Origin of the sequence: Caballeronia pedi, from assembly GCF_001544915.2 — a bacterium.
Lineage (GTDB): Bacteria > Pseudomonadota > Gammaproteobacteria > Burkholderiales > Burkholderiaceae > Caballeronia > Caballeronia pedi.
The window spans coordinates 1-535 of the sequence record NZ_FCOE02000140.1; the positions used below are offsets into that span (position 1 = coordinate 1).

Annotated in this window: 1 protein-coding gene; it reads right to left on the reverse strand. The window is 59.4% G+C overall.

All coding sequences use genetic code 11. The annotated features are described in order from the left end of the window. On the reverse strand, positions 1 to 452 hold a 452-nt coding region (locus AWB80_RS42895; protein WP_341866870.1), incomplete at its 3' end, for an AMP-binding protein. Positions 453 to 535 lie beyond the last annotated feature (83 nt).

Sequence of the window (535 nt, forward strand, 5' to 3'; positions counted from 1 at the left end):
TGCAACGGATACGCCTGCTGCATCCACGTCAGTCGATTGAAGAGCGCATCGTGACGATTGCCGACGCCTTTGGGGCGGCCCGTCGAGCCTGAGGTGAAGATAACGTAGGCGAGGTTCGCGCCGTGGAGTTCGATCCCGGGATTGCGTTCGTCCTGCCTGCTTGCATCGAGTGTGATGTGTCTCACGCCTTCGACTTCGGGCAGTATGATTCCTGACTGACACAGCGCGAGTTGAATACCGCCATCCTGCTGCATCGCTGCGAGCCGGTCGGCCGGATACGAGGGATCGAGCGGTACGTACGCGGCACCTGCCTTCATGATCGCAAACAACGCCACCACGAGTTCGATCGATCGTTCCGCTGCGATGCCGACTTTCGATTCGATGCCTACGTTCTGCGCAATGAGCCAGTGGGCGAGTCCGTTCGCGCGGGCGTTGAGTTTGGCGTATGTCAAACGTTCATCGCCGAAGACCAATGCGATGTCATCGGGATAAGCCGCTGCGTGACGTTCGAAGCCACGAAACACCGGTTCCGCGT